The organism is Bacillus glycinifermentans (assembly GCF_001042475.2).
In the GTDB taxonomy this organism is placed as follows: domain Bacteria; phylum Bacillota; class Bacilli; order Bacillales; family Bacillaceae; genus Bacillus; species Bacillus glycinifermentans.
In genome coordinates this window covers 515,204-533,246 of record NZ_LECW02000004.1, presented here as the reverse complement: position 1 = coordinate 533,246, position 18,043 = coordinate 515,204, and the positions used below count along the sequence as shown (strand labels likewise).

The following is an 18,043-nucleotide window of genomic DNA, read 5'->3' as shown; positions in this document are numbered from 1 at the left end:
GAAAGCTTATTTTCGGAGCAATTAGGCGGCGGACGTGAACCTGCGTTAAAGGAATGAAAGCGGGAACTGCCAGGCAGTTCCAACTAGGGTGGCACCACGGGTATAACTCTCGTCCCTACTATTGGTTTTATAGTAGGCTCGGGGGTTTTTTCTATTTTTCAGAAGAGAAAACAGGTATGAAAAAGAGGAGGCTTTACAAATGGCATTTAACATTCCAAGGGGAACACAGGACATCCTCCCCGGAGAATCAGAGCGCTGGCAATATGTCGAGAACATTGCGAGAGAGACGTGTCATGCATATCACTATAAAGAAATCAGGACGCCGATTTTTGAACATACGGAATTATTCTCACGGGGTGTAGGAGAATCGACGGATATCGTTCAAAAAGAGATGTATACATTCGCAGATAAAAAAGGGAGAAGCCTCACGCTTCGTCCTGAAGGTACGGCTTCTGCGGTACGCTCGTTTGTTGAAAATAAACTATTTGCGAATCCGACGCAGCCGACAAAGCTGTATTATATCGGACCGATGTTCCGCTATGAACGGCCTCAAACCGGGCGCTACCGCCAATTCTATCAATTCGGCGTCGAAGCGATCGGTTCGAGCGATCCGGCGATTGATGCGGAAGTCATTGCTCTGGCGATGAGCGTATACCGAAAAGCCGGGCTGCAAAATGTGAAGCTCGTCATTAACAGCCTTGGCGATAAAACGAGCCGCATTGCGCACAGGGAAGCGCTGATCCGCCACTTTGAGCCGCGCATTGAGGAGTTTTGCGGAGACTGTCAAAAGCGCCTCAAACAAAACCCGCTCAGGATTTTGGATTGCAAAAAGGACAGAGAGCATGAGCTTTTGAAAACGGCTCCTTCGATTCTTGATTATTTAAATGACGAATCGAAAGCATACTTTGAAAAGGTTCAGCAATATTTAACAGACATCGGCATTTCGTTTGAAGTGGATCCGAACCTTGTCAGGGGGCTGGACTACTACAACCATACGGCTTTTGAAATCATGAGTGATGCAGAAGGCTTCGGCGCCATCACAACTCTCGCAGGAGGGGGCCGCTATGACGGCCTTACCGAGGAAATCGGCGGACCGAAAGCGCCGGGCATCGGCTTTGCGATGAGCATCGAGCGCCTGCTTGCCGCAATTGACGCCGAAAATGTGAAGCTTGCTGTCGATGAAGGGCTCGACTGCTATATCGTGACGCTGGGGGAAAAAGCGAAGGACTATTCCGTATCCCTTCTCTACAAGCTGAGGGAGGAAGGAATCTCCGGCGACATCGATTACGAATTTAAAAAAATGAAAGGCCAGTTTAAAGCAGCCGACCGCCTCAACGCAAAATATATCGCGATTTTAGGCGAAGATGAACTCAAGGACAACAAAATCAATGTCAAAGATGCAAAAACGGGAGAACAACAGGAAATCAAGCTGGACGAATTCATCCGTTTTATGAAAGCAAACACTGAAAGGTAAAAGGAGAGGAACGCTTTGTTTGGACGAACGTATTATTGTGGCGAAATCACGGAGAAGGCGATTGGAGAAACCGTTGTACTAAAAGGGTGGGTTCAAAAAAGACGCGACCTCGGAGGTCTGATTTTCATCGATTTAAGAGATCGCTCCGGCATCGTTCAGGTTGTCTTTAATCCCGATCTTTCCGCAGATGCGCTCAAAACGGCGGAAACGATCCGCAGCGAATACGTGCTTGACATCACGGGCAAAGTCGTCGCGCGCGAAGAAGCCACGGTCAATCCCAACCTGAAAACCGGAAAAATTGAAATCCAGGCTGAATCGGTCACCGTGCTGAGCGCGGCAAAAACGCCTCCTTTCGCGATCAGTGACCAGGCCTCCGAAGTGTCTGAAGACGTCAGATTGAAGCACAGGTATCTCGACTTGCGCCGGCCGGAGATGTACAGCACGTTGAAAATGCGGCATAACGTCACGAAAGCCGTCCGCAGCTTCCTTGACGACAACGGCTTTATCGATATTGAAACGCCGGTATTGACAAGAAAAACGCCTGAAGGAGCGCGCGACTATCTCGTACCGAGCCGCGTCCATGAAGGCGAATTTTACGCGCTGCCGCAGTCCCCGCAGCTTTTCAAGCAGCTATTGATGGTGTCCGGCTTTGACCGCTACTATCAAATCGCCCGCTGCTTCAGGGATGAAGATTTGCGCGCCGACCGCCAGCCGGAATTTACGCAGATCGATATCGAAATGTCATTTATGAGCCAGGAAGACATCATGAAGCTTGCTGAAGAGATGATGGCGAAAGTCATGCTTGAAACGCACGGCATAGACATCTCCCTGCCGCTGCCGAGAATGTCTTATCAAGATGCGATGAACCTTTACGGATCCGACAAACCGGATACTCGCTTCGAGATGCTGTTAACCGATGTATCAGAAACCGTAAAGGACTCTGATTTTAAAGTATTTGCGTCAGCCGTGGCAAATGGAGGCGCGGTCAAAGCGATAAACGTAAAAGGGGCCGCATCCAAATATTCGCGGAAAGACATCGATGCGCTCGGCGAATTCGCCGCAAACTACGGGGCGAAAGGGCTGGCATGGCTGAAAGCCGAAGCGGACGGTTTAAAAGGGCCGATTGCAAAGTTCTTCCAGAATGAAAAAGGAAAGGCGCTCGCTGAAGCGCTGGACGCGGCGGAAGGGGACCTTATCCTCTTTGTCGCAGACCGGCTGGAAGTCGCCAATGACGCTCTCGGCGCACTGCGCTTAAAGCTCGGAAAAGAACTGAACCTGATCGATGAAAGCTTGTTCAACTTTTTATGGGTTGTGGATTGGCCGCTTCTTGAGTACGACTCAGAAGAAGGACGCTTCTATGCGGCGCACCACCCGTTCACGATGCCTGTCCGGGAAGACCTTGAACTGGTTGACACGAATCCGGAGGACATGAAAGCTCAAGCCTATGACCTCGTCTTAAACGGCTATGAGCTGGGCGGCGGATCGATCCGTATTTTTGAAAAAGACGTTCAGGAGAAAATGTTTGCGCTTCTCGGTTTATCTGAGGAAGAGGCGAAAGAACAGTTCGGCTTCCTGCTTGAGGCGTTTGAATACGGGGCTCCACCGCACGGCGGAATCGCGCTCGGCCTTGACCGGCTTGTGATGCTGCTTGGCGGCCGCACCAATTTGAGAGATACGATCGCTTTCCCGAAAACAGCAAGCGCAAGCTGTCTGTTGATGGAAGCTCCTAGTGAAGTTGACAGCGCCCAGCTCGATGAGCTGCACCTGTCAATCAACCGCAAAGTTCGACAGTAAATTGTAAAATATACGGCTGTTCATCCCATTGAAAATCAAGGGGACGTATGATATCATTTTTAACAAATAAAGTCCTGATGTGTTTGTTGTACACCTAGTTTTGACCGAACATTTCTTTATTTGGGAGTTCGTTGTTTTCAAACGGAGTAAATGCCTCTTTTCATTCGAAGCTTGGAGGACTTGCAAAGTTTGGAACAGAACACCCACCTGCCGAGAGCGGGATCAAAACGAAGGAATGCGGCAACGGCACAATCGGGACTTTTTTGTGATTTAAAAATTTTGGCCATACTTGGAAAAGTGTATGAGACAAAACTAAAAATATGAATAAAAAATTGCACAGACAGCTTGTTTAATGACCCGATTATGATAAGATACTATCGGTAACTGTATATAAAGATGGAGTGAGATTCTTGTTACATCAGTTTTCACGCAATGAATTAGCGATTGGCAAAGAAGGATTGAATATTCTAAAAAACAGCACGGTTGCCGTTCTGGGAATCGGCGGCGTCGGTTCGTTCGCGGCAGAAGCGCTCGCCCGCTCCGGAGTCGGCAGAATCGTGATGGTCGATAAAGACGACGTTGACATCACGAACGTCAACCGTCAGCTTCCCGCGCTGCTTTCGACGGTCGGCCAGCCCAAGGTTGACCTGATGAAGGCAAGGATCGCCGATATCAACCCGGAATGCGATTGCATCGCCTTAAAGATGTTTTATACGGAAGAAACGTATGGGCAGTTTTTTGACTATGAACCTGATTATGTGATCGACGCCTCGGATACGATTCATTATAAGATCCATTTAATGAAGGAGTGCCTTAAGCGGAACATCAAGATCATTTCAAGCATGGGCGCGGCCAATAAGACGGACCCGACAAGGTTTAAAGTCGCCGATATTTCAAAAACGCACACAGATCCGATTGCAAAAGTGGTTCGGGCGAAACTGCGCAAAGAAGGCATTACAAAAGGCATTAAAGTCGTCTTTTCCGACGAAAGCCCGATCGTGATCCGCGAAGACGTCCGCAAAGTCGTCGGAAATGATGAGGCGAAAATCCGCAAGGCGCAGATGCCGCCGTCATCAAACGCCTTTGTTCCGTCAGTCGCCGGCTTAATCATGGGCGGCCATGTGGTCATGGAGCTATTGAAAGATATTCCGATCAAAAGGGTGAAAGATAAATAATGCAAAAGGATAGCAAGGGAATGCCGACTGCTATCCTTTTTGCCGTTTTGGAGGGTGTTCATGAGAAGATGGAGCAAAGATAAACAGCAATTGGAAGGTTTGATGTGCGAAAGTCTCAAACAGCGGGTGAACTTTCACGTTACAGCATATCGAAAAGCTCATGATCAAATGGGAAGGGCTTTCATTACTGTGGACGGGAAAGATATATTCAGCATGTGTACGCTTACAGCGATAAACAAAGCGGCCGAAATCGAGTCCCGGTCCGAAAGAGTAAGAAATGTTGATGATGTGACGGAAAACGTGCGGATTTACGATGAAGCCCTGCATCAGGCAAATGCGGACGGATATTTTTATCAATACCAATTTTTTGATGCGCTTGACGAGTATTTCACAAACAGTATTGATCAAACGTTGTCGTCTGAACAAGTTCTCGTCAGAATGCTCGGGATGATCGACAGAAGGACGGGCAGGCGCCGGCTGTTAAACTTGGAACCGGTCATTGATCGCGAACACGAAATCGTCAAGTATTTTTACAAGCTCAGAATGGAAGCGGAACGAAAAACGGCCCGTCTCCCCGGATAAAAGAGGGGACAGGCCGTTTCTCATTTTGTCTTCATCAGCTTGTCATATACCTGTTTGAGCGCCAGTTCAAATTTTCCCGTCTGCTTCGGTTCGTAATACACTTTGTTTTTCAACGGATCAGGCAGGTATTGCTGCTTGACCCAGCCGTTTTCGTAGTCGTGCGGGTATTTGTAATCAACGCCTCTGCCGAGCTCGGCCGCCCCTTTATAATGGGCGTCTTTTAAGTGTTTCGGCACATCGCCGATTTTTCCCGAACGGACGTCTGCCAAAGCCTTGTCAACCGCGAGTATGGCCGAGTTTGATTTAGGCGACAGGCAAAGCTCGATTACAGCGTTTGCCAGAGGAATGCGCGCTTCGGGGAATCCGATCCGTTCCGCCGTTTGAATCGCTTGGAGCGTTCTCCCGCCGGCCTGCGGGTTTGCAAGTCCGATATCCTCATAAGCGATGACGAGAAGCCTTCGTGCAAGGCTTTCCAAATCCCCGCCTTCCATCAGCCGCGCCAAATAATGGAGGGCCGCATTCACGTCAGATCCCCTGATCGATTTTTGAAAGGCGGAGATCACGTCATAATGAGCGTCACCGTCTTTGTCATGTGCGAAGCTTTTTTTCTGGAGGCATTCTTCCGCCGTTTCCGGCGTAATATGAATGATTCCTTCTTCATTTTCTTTTGTCGACAGGACGGCAAGCTCCACTGCATTCAGTGCCGAACGGACGTCTCCGCCGCAGCCTGCCGCGAAATGGTCGAGCGCCTCCTCATCAATTTCAACCTGATATGAGCCTAAACCTCTGTGCTCGTCATGCAGAGCCCGTTCGATGGCCGCTTTGATTTGATCCGGGCTTAAAGGGTGAAGCTCGAAAATTTGCGTTCTGCTTCTGATCGCCGGATTAATCGCGTGATAAGGATTGGCCGTCGTCGCACCGATCATGATGATCATTCCGTTTTCCAAATACGGCAGAAGGAAGTCCTGTTTGCCTTTATCCAGCCGGTGCACCTCGTCCAATATTAATATCACCTGACCGGACATTTTCGCTTCAGCGGCAACTGCTTCCATGTCCTTTTTGTTGTTGATTACCGCGTTCAGCTTCCGGAAGGCGATGCTTGTGCTCCCGGCAATGGCCGTTGCGATCGATGTTTTTCCGATGCCGGGCGGCCCGTACAGGATCATGGACGAAAGGTGCTTTGCCTGCACCATCCGCTGAATGATCTTGCCTTCTCCTACGAGATGATCCTGGCCGAGAACCTCTTCAATTTTTGTCGGACGCATTCGAAATGCTAATGGTTTCATGATCAATCTCTCCTGAATGTATTCTTTTTATAGAGTAACGGAAAAAAGACGATTAGAAAAGAAATCAATATGGCAACACTGATTATATAGCGGAAAATGAAAGTTTATATAAAGTGTGCTATAATTACCTGTAATCTATCAGACGGACAAGCAAAATGCTTGCCGGCATATAGCGGCTTGTACACGCAGACGAAATACCCGGACGGCCAACAGCAGGGCGGGGATATTTATCTCCGTAATGAAATGCAGCTTACGGCTTTTGCATCCTGTGAAACGGCCTGAGTACCTTCGTCCTGAAGGCATGATTTTGTTATAGGTTAGAGGTGTTTATTTTGAAAATATCAACTAAAGGCAGATACGGGCTGACGATTATGATTGAGCTTGCCAAGAAGCATGGCGAAGGCCCGACTTCTTTGAAAAGCATTGCCCAGACAAACGATTTATCTGAACATTATTTGGAACAGCTTGTATCCCCGTTGCGGAATGCCGGGCTTGTCAAAAGCATCCGCGGCGCATACGGCGGCTATATTCTTGGTGATGACCCCGCGTCCATTACGGCGGGCGACATTATCCGCGTGCTGGAAGGCCCGATCAGCCCCGTTGAAGTGCTTGAAAATGAGGAGCCTGCCAAACGCGAGCTGTGGATCAAGATCCGCGACGCCGTCAAGGAAGTGCTTGACTCCACGACGCTCGAAGACTTGGCAAGCTATACGGAAGGCGATCAGGAAGCCTATATGTTTTACATTTAAGACTTGAGGTGTAATGAGGATGGAACGGATTTATTTAGATCATGCAGCAACTTCTCCGACCGATCCGCGCGTAGTAGAAAAAATGATGCCTTATTTTACGGAAAACTTCGGCAATCCTTCAAGCATTCATTCCTTCGGCAGAGAGGGCCGGAAATGGATTGATGATGCAAGGGCGATGATCGCCGGGGAAATCGGAGCGCGTGAGAATGAAATCGTTTTTACGAGCGGCGGCACGGAAGCCGACAATATGGCGATTTTGGGAAGCGCGCAGGCGAATAAGGATAAAGGAAGGCACATCATCACGACCAAGATCGAGCATCACGCAGTGCTGCATACATGCAACAGGCTGGAGGAAATGGGTTTTGATGTAACATACCTTGACGTTGACAAAAGCGGCCGGATTTCCGCCCGGCAAGTCGAGGATGCGCTGCGCGATGATACCATCCTTGTCACGGTGATGTACGGAAATAATGAAGTGGGGACGCTTCAGCCGATTGACGAAATCGGAGCGCTTGTAAAAGACCATCAGGCACTGTTCCACACGGATGCCGTTCAGGCGTTCGGTTTCTTGCCGATTGATGTAAAAGACAGCCATATCGACATGATGTCTGTTTCCGGGCATAAACTGAATGGACCGAAGGGGACAGGCTTTTTGTATGTCAATGAAAAAGCGAAGCTCACGCAGATTCTTTTCGGAGGCGAACAGGAACGCAAACGCCGGGCCGGAACGGAAAACGTGCCAGGGATCGTGGGGCTGAGCGAAGCCGTTATACTCACAAAACAGGAAAGAGAAGAAAAAACGGCTCTTTACCGCCGCTTCAAAGACATCATCACCAAAACGCTTGAACGTGAAGGTGTCCGATTTGAAGTGAACGGAAGTCTTGAAGACAGTCTTCCCCATATTTTGAACTTGTACTTCCCGGAGGTTTCGGTCGAGGCGCTGCTCGTTAACTTGGATATGGCCGGCATTGCGGTATCGAGCGGATCGGCCTGCACCGCCGGATCGGTTCTGCCTTCCCATGTTCTCTCCGCGATGTTCGGCGAACATGCAGATCAGCTCACTTCATCAATACGGATCAGCTTCGGCTTTGGCAATACCGAAGAGCAAATAAAGCGCGCAGCAGAAGAGCTCGCAAAGGTCGTTGATCGTCTGGCGTGAGCTAAAGATTCGCATCGCGCTTGATAATGATGATATGATCTGTGAAGGATAAGTTAATGAATTGATTTATTGGAGTTGATGAAAATGACGAAGCGGCCTGAAGATACACGGGTAGTCGTCGGAATGTCCGGTGGCGTTGATTCTTCTGTCGCAGCCCTGCTTTTGAAAGAGCAAGGCTACGATGTCATCGGGATTTTTATGAAAAACTGGGATGACACCGATGAAAACGGGTTTTGCACCGCTACTGAAGATTATGAAGATGTCATTAAAGTGTGTAACCAAATCGGCATCCCGTATTATGCGGTTAATTTTGAAAAGCAATACTGGGAAAAGGTGTTCCAATATTTTCTCGATGAATATAAAGCGGGCAGAACGCCGAATCCCGATGTCATGTGCAATAAAGAAATTAAATTTAAAGCCTTTTTGGAACATGCTTTGTCGCTTGGCGCAGACTACCTTGCCACAGGCCATTATGCGAGGGTCGACCGTACGGAAGGCCGGGTTAAAATGCTGAGGGGACTTGACGAAAATAAAGACCAGACGTATTTCCTGAACCAGCTGACAGAAGAACAGCTTGATAAAGTGCTGTTCCCGATCGGCGAGCTGCAAAAAAGCCGCGTCCGCGAAATCGCAAAAGAAGCGGGCCTTGCGACGGCTGCGAAAAAAGACAGCACGGGAATCTGCTTTATCGGTGAACGGAATTTCAAAACCTTCCTCAGCCAATATCTGCCGGCGCAGCCGGGAGAGATGCGGACGATGGAAGGCGAAGTCAAAGGCAGCCACGACGGTTTGATGTATTACACGATCGGGCAAAGGCACGGCCTTGGCATCGGCGGAAGCGGAGAGCCGTGGTTTGTCGTCGGAAAAGACCTCGAAAAAAATATTTTGTATGTTGATCAAGGCTTTGACAACCCGCTCTTGTATTCAGACAAGATCACGGCGACAAACGTGAGCTTTGTGCACAGCGGCATCTTCAGCGATGGGTCTGAGCTTTCCTGCACGGCTAAGTTCCGCTATCGCCAAGCTGATCATGAGGTCACCGTCAAAATGACCGGAACCGATGAAGCGGAAGTCATCTTTAATGAGCCTGTCCGCGCCGTAACGCCTGGACAAGCTGTCGTCTTTTACAGAGGCGAAGAATGCCTTGGCGGCGGAACGATCGATGATGTATATAAAGACGGGCAAAAGCTCTGGTACGTATAATAAACAAAGCCCCGGAAGCCTGGGGCTTGACGGCTGTCGACTTCGTCGACGGCCTTTTTAAAATCGAGCACGAAAGGGAGAAGGCTTTTGGACTACAACCAAATCGGAATTGATGCTATGCAAAAGGGAGATTTCGAAAAAGCGGCCGAAGCATTTACAAAAGCAATCGATAAAAACAGCGGCGATGCCGTTCCATACATCAACTTTGCAAACCTGCTGTCGGCACTCGGCGAATTGGACAGGGCGCTCGCCTTTTATGAAAGGGCGGTAAGCCTTGATGAAAAAGCCGGAGCGGCTTACTATGGAGCCGGAAATGTCTATGTCATGAAAGAGCGCTACCAAGAGGCAAAGGACATGTTTGAAAAAGCATACCGGACGGGCATGGAAAACAGCGACTTGTTTTATATGCTCGGAACCGTGCTCGTAAAACTTGAGCAGCCGAAGCTCGCTTTGCCGTATTTGCAGAGGGCGGCCGAACTGAATGATGCGGATCACGAAGCCCGCTTTCAATACGGGCTGTGCCTCGCCAACGAAGGCCTGCTGGACGAAGCGATCGCCCAGTTTTCCATAGTGACGGATCTCGATCCTGCACATGCCGATGCTTATTATAATTTAGGCGTTGCATACGCCTTTCAGGAAAACCGGGAAAAAGCGCTTGCCATGCTGAACAAAGCGATCGACATACAGCCTGACCATTTCTTGAGCATTCAGGCCAAGCAATTGCTCGAAGAAGCATGATGCCGAGAGAGCTGTAAAGGAGGGAGGAGCACAGTGAAACACCAAAATCCGGACCAAATGCAAATGGATGAAGCGTCCTTTCTAAAGGGAACGGTAACAACCGTCATCTATCACAACGAAACAAATCTTTATACCGTACTGAAAGTAAAAGTCCAGGAAACATCTGAATCGTTTGATGAGAAAACCGTTTCTGTCACTGGTTACTTTCCGGCGATCTTTGAAGATGAAACGTATACGTTTTACGGAAAAAAAGCCTCCCATCCGAAATTCGGCCTCCAATTTCAGACGGATCATTTTAAAAAAGAAGTCCCCACGACAAAAGAGGGCGTCATTCAATATTTGTCGAGCGATTTGTTTGAAGGCATCGGCAAAAAAACGGCCGAAGAAATCGTCAATAAGCTCGGGGAAGGCGCGATTAACAGAATTCTGGGAGACGCTTCAGTGCTTTACGACGTCCCGAAGCTGTCAAAGAAAAAAGCGGATAAACTTGCCGCCGCGCTTCAGCAGCATCAGGGGCTCGAGCAGATCATGATTTCGTTAAGCGAGTTCGGCTTTGGACCCCAGCTTTCGATGAAAATTTATCAGGCATATGAATCGGAAACGCTTGATAAAATCCGCGAAAATCCGTACCAGCTCGTGAAGGACGTCGAAGGGATCGGCTTCGTGAAAGCGGATGAACTGGGCGGCAGAATGGGGATTTCGGGCAGGCATCCAGAACGGGTCAAAGCGGCGATTTTATTTACGATTGAAGCGGCATGCCTGCAGGAAGGGCATACTTACATCGAAACAAAACAGCTCATCATCGAGACGCAAAAGCTGCTGAACCAGTCGTCAGGAGAAGAAAAGGTGACCGAAATGGACGTGGCAGATTCGATCATTTCGCTCGGCGAACAGAAGGAATTGTTCATAGAAGATGACAGGTGCTACTATCCTTCGCTGTACTATGCTGAACAAAGCTTTGCCAAAAGGGTGCTGACGATCGCGGAACAAACCGAATATGACGATCAGTTCCCCGAATCGGAATTTTTGCTTGCTTTAGGGGAGCTTGAGGAACGGATGCAGGTTCAGTACGCGCCAAGCCAAAAAGAAGCGATTCAAAAAGCGCTGATGTCTCCGATGCTCCTTTTAACCGGAGGACCGGGCACTGGGAAAACGACGGTCATCAGGGGAATTGTCGAATTGTACAGCGAGCTTCACGGTTTGAGCTTGAATCCGGCTGATTATAAAAAAGACGAGGCGTTTCCGTTTGTCCTGGCTGCACCGACAGGCAGAGCGGCCAAACGGATGAGCGAGTCTACGGGACTTCCGGCCGTGACGATCCACAGGCTCCTCGGCTGGAACGGTTCCGAAGGGTTTACACATGACGAGGACAACCCGATCGAAGGCCGTCTGGTGATTATCGACGAGACGAGCATGCTCGATATATGGCTTGCCAATCAATTGTTCAAAGCGATACCCAACCGGATACAGGTCATCATGGTCGGAGACGAAGATCAGCTTCCGTCCGTCGGACCGGGACAGGTGCTCAGGGATCTTTTAGCCTCGAATGTCATTGCTTCTGTCAGATTAACCGATATTTACCGGCAGGCTGAAGGCTCGTCAATCGTGGAACTTGCGCATGATATGAAAAAGGGCCGGCTGCCGCAAAATTTGACAGCACCGACAAAGGACCGTTCATTTATCAGGTGCCGTCAGCAGCAAATGAAAGAGGTCGTGGAAAAAGTCGTCCAAAACGCATTACAAAAAGGGTATTCCGCTCGGGACATCCAAGTACTCGCTCCGATGTACAGAGGACCGGCGGGAATCAATGAATTAAACGCGCTTTTGCAAAACATCCTCAATCCGCCGAAGCAAAAAGGCAGGGAATTAAAGTACGGGGATGTCGTCTACAGGACGGGAGATAAAGTTCTCCAGCTCGTCAACCAGCCGGAGCACAATGTGTTTAACGGAGATATGGGCGAAATCGTCTCCATCTTTTATGCAAAGGAAAATACGGAAAAAGAAGACATGGCCGTCGTCTCCTTCGACGGCAATGAAATCACATTCACAAAAAAGGATTTTAATCAGTTTACGCATGCTTACTGCTGTTCGATTCATAAATCGCAGGGCAGCGAATTTCCGATCGTCATCCTTCCTGTCGTCAAAAGCTATTACCGGATGCTGAGAAGAAATTTGCTTTATACGGCAATTACAAGAAGCAAAAAATTTCTCATTTTGTGCGGCGAAGAGGAAGCGCTCCAATGGGGCATCAAAAACAAAGATTCCTCTGAAAGGCAGACTTCGCTCAAGAGAAGGCTTCAGCAGGCAGCGCACGAAGAAGACGAAGAGCTCGCCGCGCTCCAAAAAGAGCTGCCGTTTAGCGTATATGACGCCAATATCGGCATGGAGGGCATCACACCGTTTGACTTTATGGAAAAAGAGGCGGAATAAAGCTTTTTCATGGAATCCATTTCATCGTATGAGTCCCGTTCAAACGGCAGAACCTAAGACTGTTCTGAAAAAGGTGGTTGATCACACTTTGAGAACATGCAATGAGCTGGAAGGGCTCAATGTCTACGACAGGCAGTCGTCTCTTTTGCTTGGAGTGGTGACAGATATTTGTTTTTCCCAGGAAGGGACATGCCTCGGATTTGTCATGGAAGAGAAGCGGCGTATTTACAACCATCGCTCGCTCCTTCCGCTTCCCTCCGTCACCGAGATTAATCATGACGGGATATTCGTTGATTTCACCGTATTTAAGCCGATGCAAATCCCAAAGCAGAGCTTTTCCTATGACCAGCTTAAACAAAAAATGGTCAAAAACGGGAGCGGCGATACGCTGGGAATACTGGAAGATGTATACTTTTCTTCCGACTCGGGCATAATCGTATCATACGAACTTTCAGACGGTTTTTTTGCCGACTTGTCAGGCGACAAAAAGCACATCCAGCCATCAGGCGAACCGCTTCAAGTAGGCAGAAGCACAATCGTCCTGAATTAAATAAGAGGTGTGTATACGAATGCTGATCTGCCCGAATTGCAAAGGCAAAGACATCGGAAAAATCGGTGTGAATCAATACTATTGCTGGGGATGCTTCATAGAGCTGACCCTTTCGAAAGGAAAAATTTCAACCCATCAGGTGGAAGAAGACGGAACATTGAGCAGTCTTGACGATCTGTTTACGGATGACGAACGTACGATTAACCTTTGAATGGAGGTTAGAATGTTGAATCGGACAATGACTTCTCTCATTTCGTTAGGTGCCGGGGCGTTGATGTATTACATGGCGTCGCAAAGCGACATGATGAATAAACGGAACATGAGAAAGCTTAGAAGGCGCGTTATGAAAATGTTTTAAGGGGAGGGGATACCCGTTTCTTCGGGTATCCTCTCTTACGTTTCCCTTGCTTCCAAACGTCTTGCCGCAAGCGAAAGACAGTAATTCACCGTAAAATACATCAGGGCAACCAACAGGAAGATAGGGATGAGATAGCTGCCTTTTTGTCCGTTGATCACCTGTGCATTATGGGTCAGTTCCGGCAGGGCGATCACTACGGCCAGCGATGTATCCTTCAAAAGCGAGATGAATTGGCTGACGATCGGCGGGACCATTCTTCTGAGCGCCTGGGGCATAATGATCGTCATTAATGTCTGAATGTACGTCAAGCCGGAAGAACGGGCCGCTTCAATCTGGCCTTTATCGATCGACTGTAATCCGCTTCTGATGATTTCTGAAAGCATCGCCGACTCAAACACGGTTAATGCTGCAATCGCTGAAGCCGTGATGCCCAGTTTAATGCCGACTTCAGGCAAAGCAAAATAAGTAAAGAAGATAATTAACAGAAGCGGCAGATTTCGAATCGTCTCCACGACAACGGCCAGTATCGTTGAGACGACGGTAATATTTGCAAAACGCAGCGTCCCGATAACACCGCCGATGATAAAGCTGAGAATAATGGAAATAAACGCAACCTTCAACGTGACATAAAAACCGTTTAACAAAAATAGAAGATGGTCTGGTGTATAAGCGCCGGAAAAATCCATAACATGTAATCCTCCTGCCTGTTAATTGCTTTTGGCCAGCTTTTTTTCCAATTGTCCGACTCCAATGCTGAGCGGTATCGTTAACAGCAGATAGAACAGCCCCACAAAAATATAGACGTCAAAGGTGACCAGGGTGCTGGAAGAAATCAGATCCCCTTGATACATTAAATCCATTCCTGCGACAACGCCGAGAATAGAAGAATTTTTGACTAAATTAATAAACTGATTTCCCAGCGGAGGAATCACGATTTTAATCGCCTGCGGCAATATAATGTATCTCATCGTTTGGTTGTAGGTTAAACCGGACGATCTTGCCGCTTCCATTTGTCCTTTTGGAACCGATTGGATTCCCGCGCGTATCGCTTCTGCGATAAATGCCGCCGTATATATCGTTAACGCGATTGTTCCGGCGGTAAAGCCGTCTATGACCATTCCGGCAGACGGAAGGCCATAGAAGAAAACGAACGTAATCAATAAAAGCGGGATATTGCGGACGAACTCAACATAGGCGGTACCCAGCCAATGTAAAGGTTGCAGCGGCGCAATTCTCATGACAGCAATGATTGTCCCCAGCAAAAAGCTGCAGATTAAAGCGATGACGCTTGCTAAAATGGTCGTTTTAAAACCTTCCAAATACATTTCCCAATTTTCGGTGAGTATCGAGAAGTTCAATACGCTTCACACTCCTTTAACGAAAGCCGGTTGCTGTCGTCATCCTTCCTTGATCCATTTTTTGTAGACCTTGTCGTATTCGCCGCTTGATTTCAGCTCTTTTAACGCTTTGTTGATTTCCTTTACCAGCTCTTTTTGTCCTTTTTTCACGGCAATTCCGTACGGCTCTTCGGTAAACGTACCGCCGACTAAGTGGAAGGAAGAATCCTCATCGGCCATTCCGTACAGGATTGCATTATCTGTCGTTAAAGCGTCGCCCTGTCCTGATTTTAAAGCGGTAAAGGCTTCTGCATAATTTTCGAATTCAAGAACGGAGGCTTCAGGAACTTCTTTACGGATATTTTGTGATGATGTCGATCCTTTTACCGCCAAAACTTTTGTTCCTTTGCCAAGGTCGGACGTGCTTTTGATCGCGCTGTCTTTTTTGACGAGGAGCGATTGGCCTGCTTCAAAGTACACATCTGAGAAATCGACTTCTTTTTTGCGTTCTTCCGTAATGGTCATGGTAGCGATAATGGCGTCAATCTCGTTATTTTGCAGCATAGGAATCCTTGTTTTGGATGTGACTTCTTTAAACTCGGCTTTGTTTTCGTCGCCGAGGATTTGTTTGGCAAGCTGTTTGGCGATATCGATATCAAAGCCTTCGATTTCGCCTGACTTCGGATCTTTCAGACCGAACAGCCGCGTGTCATTTTTCACGCCGAATACGATTTTGTCCCGCTTTTTAATTGTTTCAAGCGTATTTCCGCTGTCAGATCCTCCGGTTTCCTTTCCTCCGCAGGCGGCAAGCAGCATGATCGCTAAGAGAGCAGTAAATCCGAATGCCAGGCTTTTTTTTATAAGAGACATACATATTCCTCCAATTCTGATTAATGGTTTAAGATACGGCTTAAGAACAGGCGCGCCCTTTCTTCGCGGGGATTCGCATAGAACTCAGCCGGTATTGCTTCCTCTAAAATATTTCCTTGGTCGATAAATACGATGCGGTCGGCTACTTCTTTGGCAAACCCCATTTCATGGGTGACGACGACCATTGTCATGCCTTCATTGGCCAGGGTTTTCATTACGTCCAATACCTCTCCGATCATTTCGGGATCAAGAGCGGACGTTGGTTCGTCAAACAGCATGATGTCCGGCTTCATAGCCAGGCCTCTCGCGATTGCGACCCTTTGCTGCTGACCGCCGGAAAGCTGGGACGGGTAGGAATTGGCTTTGTCGGGAATACCGACTTTTTGCAGATAATATTCGGCTGTTTCCTGTGCTTCTTTTGCGGATTGTTTTAATACTTTTACAGGGGCTAGCATGATGTTTTGCAGAACTGTTTTGTGCGGGTAGAGATGAAAGTGCTGGAATACCATTCCGATATTTTGGCGAACTTTATTGATGTCCGTTTTTTTATCGTTCATCACCGTGCCGTTTACCGTTAATGTTCCTTGGTCAATCGTTTCCAGCCGGTTGATGCAGCGGAGCAGGGTGCTTTTTCCCGAACCGGAGGGGCCGATGATGACGACGACTTCACCTTTTTTGATATGTAAGTTGATGTCTTTCAAAACATGAAAGTTTCCATAGTGCTTATTTACCTGGTCAAATACAATCATTTTATTCCCCCTTATGTGTGTTACATAATATAACAAATAATTCTATCGGCAGGGATATTATACATTTTTACCATTAAAATAGTCAAATAGTTTTGTTAATTCTGAAAAATGAAACCGATTTATCCGGCTGTCTGGTTTTCCGGGTATAGTCCATTTTATTCTTATGTTTCAGAAAAAATCCGTTTATAGAATAATTTTTAAATATCATCGAAAGGATAACAGAAGAGGTGAAAAACATGCTGAAAAAACCGCTGCAGCTTTTAATGTGGATCTCGATTTTCATGCTCTTTTTCCTGACCGTTTATATCTTTTTGCAGCTCCGAACGATATGGGAGCCGGTTTCTCTCCTCTTGAAGTCGATTCTGATCCCTTTAGCGATTGCGGTTTTTATCACTTATCTGCTTCTGCCCATCGTTGAAAAGATACATCAGGCGGGCGTGCCGAGAACCTTGAGCATTCTGATCATTTATCTCCTCTTCTTTGGAGGGCTCGGCTACGGATTTTACAAAGGCGTTCCGATCTTTATCAAGCAGTTGACAGAGCTGTCTGAGGGTATTCCGGTTCTGGCTGAGTCATACGAAAGCATGCTCGATAAGCTGCATGATCATACAGACGCCTGGCCCGACGGGATGCATGACAGAATCGACAAGTTTGTCAATCAGGCTGAAGCGTTTGCAGGAAGCTGGGCGGAACGGACGATTACGAGCATCCGTTTTGTTTTTGACTACATGCTGGTTGCAGCGATTATTCCTTTCCTTGTATTTTATATGGTGAAAGATATCGACACGATGAAAAAAGCGGTTTGGTACGTAACGCCGGCTTCATGGAGAAAAAGAGGCAGCGCGTTCATCCGGGATGTCGACGATTCGCTCGGCGATTACATCAGGGGACAATTGTTCGTATGTCTTGTCGTCGGGCTGGGAGCCGGCCTGTCATTTTGGTTTTTCGGCCTGCCGTATCCGCTGATACTCGGCCTCATGGTCGGGGCGACAAACGTCATTCCCTATTTCGGACCCATCATCGGGGCGGTCCCGGCTCTTATGATTGCAGCGGCTTTGTCGACTAAACTTATCATCGTCGTGATCGCGACGATTTTGACTCTGCAGTTTATTGAAAGCAATATTCTCGGGCCGCTCGTTGTCGGAAAAAGCCTGCACATGCATCCCGTCGTCATCATGCTCGGCCTCCTTGCCGGCGGCGAATTGGCCGGCATCATCGGGATGATTCTCGCGGTTCCGGTGATGGCCGTGTTAAAGGTCATGTTCGCCCATTTTTTGGCGGCGAGGAAAGCCTGACCCCAGGGAGAATTGACATTCACTGCATCGTTGTCTATAATTTCGAGATAGACATACATACGAATCTCGACTGACGGATCCGAGTATACTGAAGCCCTGTTTACAGAGAAAAGCTCCTTTAGGCTGAAAGAGCTTTAGCAGAAGATCAGTAGAAGCTAATCCTGAGTGCAGGCAAAAACCTGCCGTCTTTATCCGGCGTTATACGGATATCAAGGTGATGGACGAATCTGTCCATAATCAGGGTGGTACCGCGAGAGGAGCTCTCGTCCCTGTGCAGCTGCAAAGTTTGCATGG

General features: G+C 48.1%; 18 protein-coding genes, 1 other RNA gene and 1 other annotated feature (1 of these 20 only partly in view). Of the genes, 14 read left to right on the top strand and 5 right to left on the bottom strand.

Features of this window, described 5'->3' with window-relative positions; genetic code table 11:
* Positions 1-120, top strand: a binding site (T-box leader); it begins 117 nt to the left of the window's first position.
* A 79-nt stretch (positions 121-199) separates the two neighbouring features.
* The 5 genes from hisS (at position 200) to AB447_RS05560 (ending at position 5,025) form a co-directional block, all read left to right on the top strand.
* Positions 200-1,474, top strand: a complete 1,275-nt coding sequence (gene hisS, locus AB447_RS05575) for a histidine--tRNA ligase (protein WP_048353552.1) — start codon at positions 200-202, stop codon at positions 1,472-1,474.
* A gap of 15 nt (positions 1,475-1,489) precedes the next feature.
* Entirely contained in the window at positions 1,490-3,268 is a 1,779-nt protein-coding gene (aspS, locus tag AB447_RS05570; RefSeq protein ID WP_048353553.1) for an aspartate--tRNA ligase, read from the top strand.
* A gap of 68 nt (positions 3,269-3,336) precedes the next feature.
* A non-coding RNA gene (gene ssrS, locus AB447_RS25055) (6S RNA) lies at positions 3,337-3,531 on the top strand.
* Positions 3,532-3,678: 147 nt separating this feature from the next.
* The gene (locus AB447_RS05565) at positions 3,679-4,443 is read left to right on the top strand and encodes a tRNA threonylcarbamoyladenosine dehydratase (RefSeq protein WP_048353554.1); all 765 of its coding nucleotides are present in this window, start codon (positions 3,679-3,681) and stop codon (positions 4,441-4,443) included.
* 60 nt (positions 4,444-4,503) lie between these two features.
* A complete protein-coding gene (locus AB447_RS05560) occupies positions 4,504-5,025 on the top strand; it encodes an SF0329 family protein (protein WP_048353555.1) in 522 nt (173 codons plus the stop codon).
* A gap of 20 nt (positions 5,026-5,045) precedes the next feature.
* Here the strand turns inward: AB447_RS05560 and AB447_RS05555 are convergent, their stop codons facing one another.
* Positions 5,046-6,311, bottom strand: a complete 1,266-nt coding sequence (locus AB447_RS05555) for a replication-associated recombination protein A (RefSeq protein WP_048353556.1) — start codon at positions 6,309-6,311, stop codon at positions 5,046-5,048.
* 332 nt (positions 6,312-6,643) lie between these two features.
* Between AB447_RS05555 and cymR the strand changes: the two genes are divergently transcribed.
* The 8 genes from cymR (at position 6,644) to AB447_RS25050 (ending at position 13,498) form a co-directional block, all read left to right on the top strand.
* Positions 6,644-7,060, top strand: coding sequence for a cysteine metabolism transcriptional regulator CymR (gene cymR, locus AB447_RS05550; RefSeq protein WP_046132114.1), 417 nt, complete (start codon positions 6,644-6,646; stop codon positions 7,058-7,060).
* A gap of 19 nt (positions 7,061-7,079) precedes the next feature.
* Positions 7,080-8,219 carry a cysteine desulfurase family protein gene (locus tag AB447_RS05545; RefSeq protein ID WP_048353557.1) on the top strand — a complete coding sequence of 380 codons (1,140 nt, stop codon included), beginning with the start codon at positions 7,080-7,082 and terminating at the stop codon, positions 8,217-8,219.
* Positions 8,220-8,303: 84 nt separating this feature from the next.
* On the top strand, positions 8,304-9,422 hold the full coding sequence (gene mnmA / locus AB447_RS05540; protein ID WP_048406389.1) for a tRNA 2-thiouridine(34) synthase MnmA: 1,119 nt from the start codon (positions 8,304-8,306) through the stop codon (positions 9,420-9,422).
* An 87-nt stretch (positions 9,423-9,509) separates the two neighbouring features.
* Complete coding sequence (locus AB447_RS05535) at positions 9,510-10,160, top strand: tetratricopeptide repeat protein (RefSeq protein ID WP_048353558.1); 651 nt, start codon at positions 9,510-9,512, stop codon at positions 10,158-10,160.
* A 57-nt stretch (positions 10,161-10,217) separates the two neighbouring features.
* Positions 10,218-12,590 (top strand): SF1B family DNA helicase RecD2, encoded by a 2,373-nt coding sequence (gene recD2 / locus AB447_RS05530; protein ID WP_048406433.1) that lies wholly within the window; start codon positions 10,218-10,220, stop codon positions 12,588-12,590.
* A gap of 88 nt (positions 12,591-12,678) precedes the next feature.
* Positions 12,679-13,140: a PRC-barrel domain-containing protein gene (locus AB447_RS05525; RefSeq protein WP_048353559.1), complete on the top strand. Its 462-nt coding sequence runs from the start codon at positions 12,679-12,681 to the stop codon at positions 13,138-13,140.
* Positions 13,141-13,159: 19 nt separating this feature from the next.
* Positions 13,160-13,351, top strand: coding sequence for a hypothetical protein (locus AB447_RS05520; protein ID WP_046132119.1), 192 nt, complete (start codon positions 13,160-13,162; stop codon positions 13,349-13,351).
* Positions 13,352-13,366: 15 nt separating this feature from the next.
* A complete protein-coding gene (locus AB447_RS25050) occupies positions 13,367-13,498 on the top strand; it encodes a YrzQ family protein (protein WP_082142468.1) in 132 nt (43 codons plus the stop codon).
* 35 nt (positions 13,499-13,533) lie between these two features.
* Here AB447_RS25050 and AB447_RS05515 read toward each other — a convergent pair whose 3' ends face one another.
* The 4 genes from AB447_RS05515 to AB447_RS05500 are packed head-to-tail and all read right to left on the bottom strand — an operon-like array spanning position 13,534 to position 16,454.
* Positions 13,534-14,184 carry an amino acid ABC transporter permease gene (locus tag AB447_RS05515; RefSeq protein ID WP_048353560.1) on the bottom strand — a complete coding sequence of 217 codons (651 nt, stop codon included), beginning with the start codon at positions 14,182-14,184 and terminating at the stop codon, positions 13,534-13,536.
* A 21-nt stretch (positions 14,185-14,205) separates the two neighbouring features.
* Complete coding sequence (locus tag AB447_RS05510) at positions 14,206-14,856, bottom strand: amino acid ABC transporter permease (protein WP_048353561.1); 651 nt, start codon at positions 14,854-14,856, stop codon at positions 14,206-14,208.
* A gap of 39 nt (positions 14,857-14,895) precedes the next feature.
* Positions 14,896-15,705: an ABC transporter substrate-binding protein gene (locus AB447_RS05505; protein ID WP_048353562.1), complete on the bottom strand. Its 810-nt coding sequence runs from the start codon at positions 15,703-15,705 to the stop codon at positions 14,896-14,898.
* A 20-nt stretch (positions 15,706-15,725) separates the two neighbouring features.
* Positions 15,726-16,454, bottom strand: a complete 729-nt coding sequence (locus AB447_RS05500; protein ID WP_048353563.1) for an amino acid ABC transporter ATP-binding protein — start codon at positions 16,452-16,454, stop codon at positions 15,726-15,728.
* A 236-nt stretch (positions 16,455-16,690) separates the two neighbouring features.
* Here AB447_RS05500 and AB447_RS05495 point away from each other — a divergent pair, with 236 nt between their 5' ends.
* Positions 16,691-17,749: an AI-2E family transporter gene (locus tag AB447_RS05495; RefSeq protein ID WP_048353565.1), complete on the top strand. Its 1,059-nt coding sequence runs from the start codon at positions 16,691-16,693 to the stop codon at positions 17,747-17,749.
* Positions 17,750-18,043: the final 294 nt, after the last annotated feature.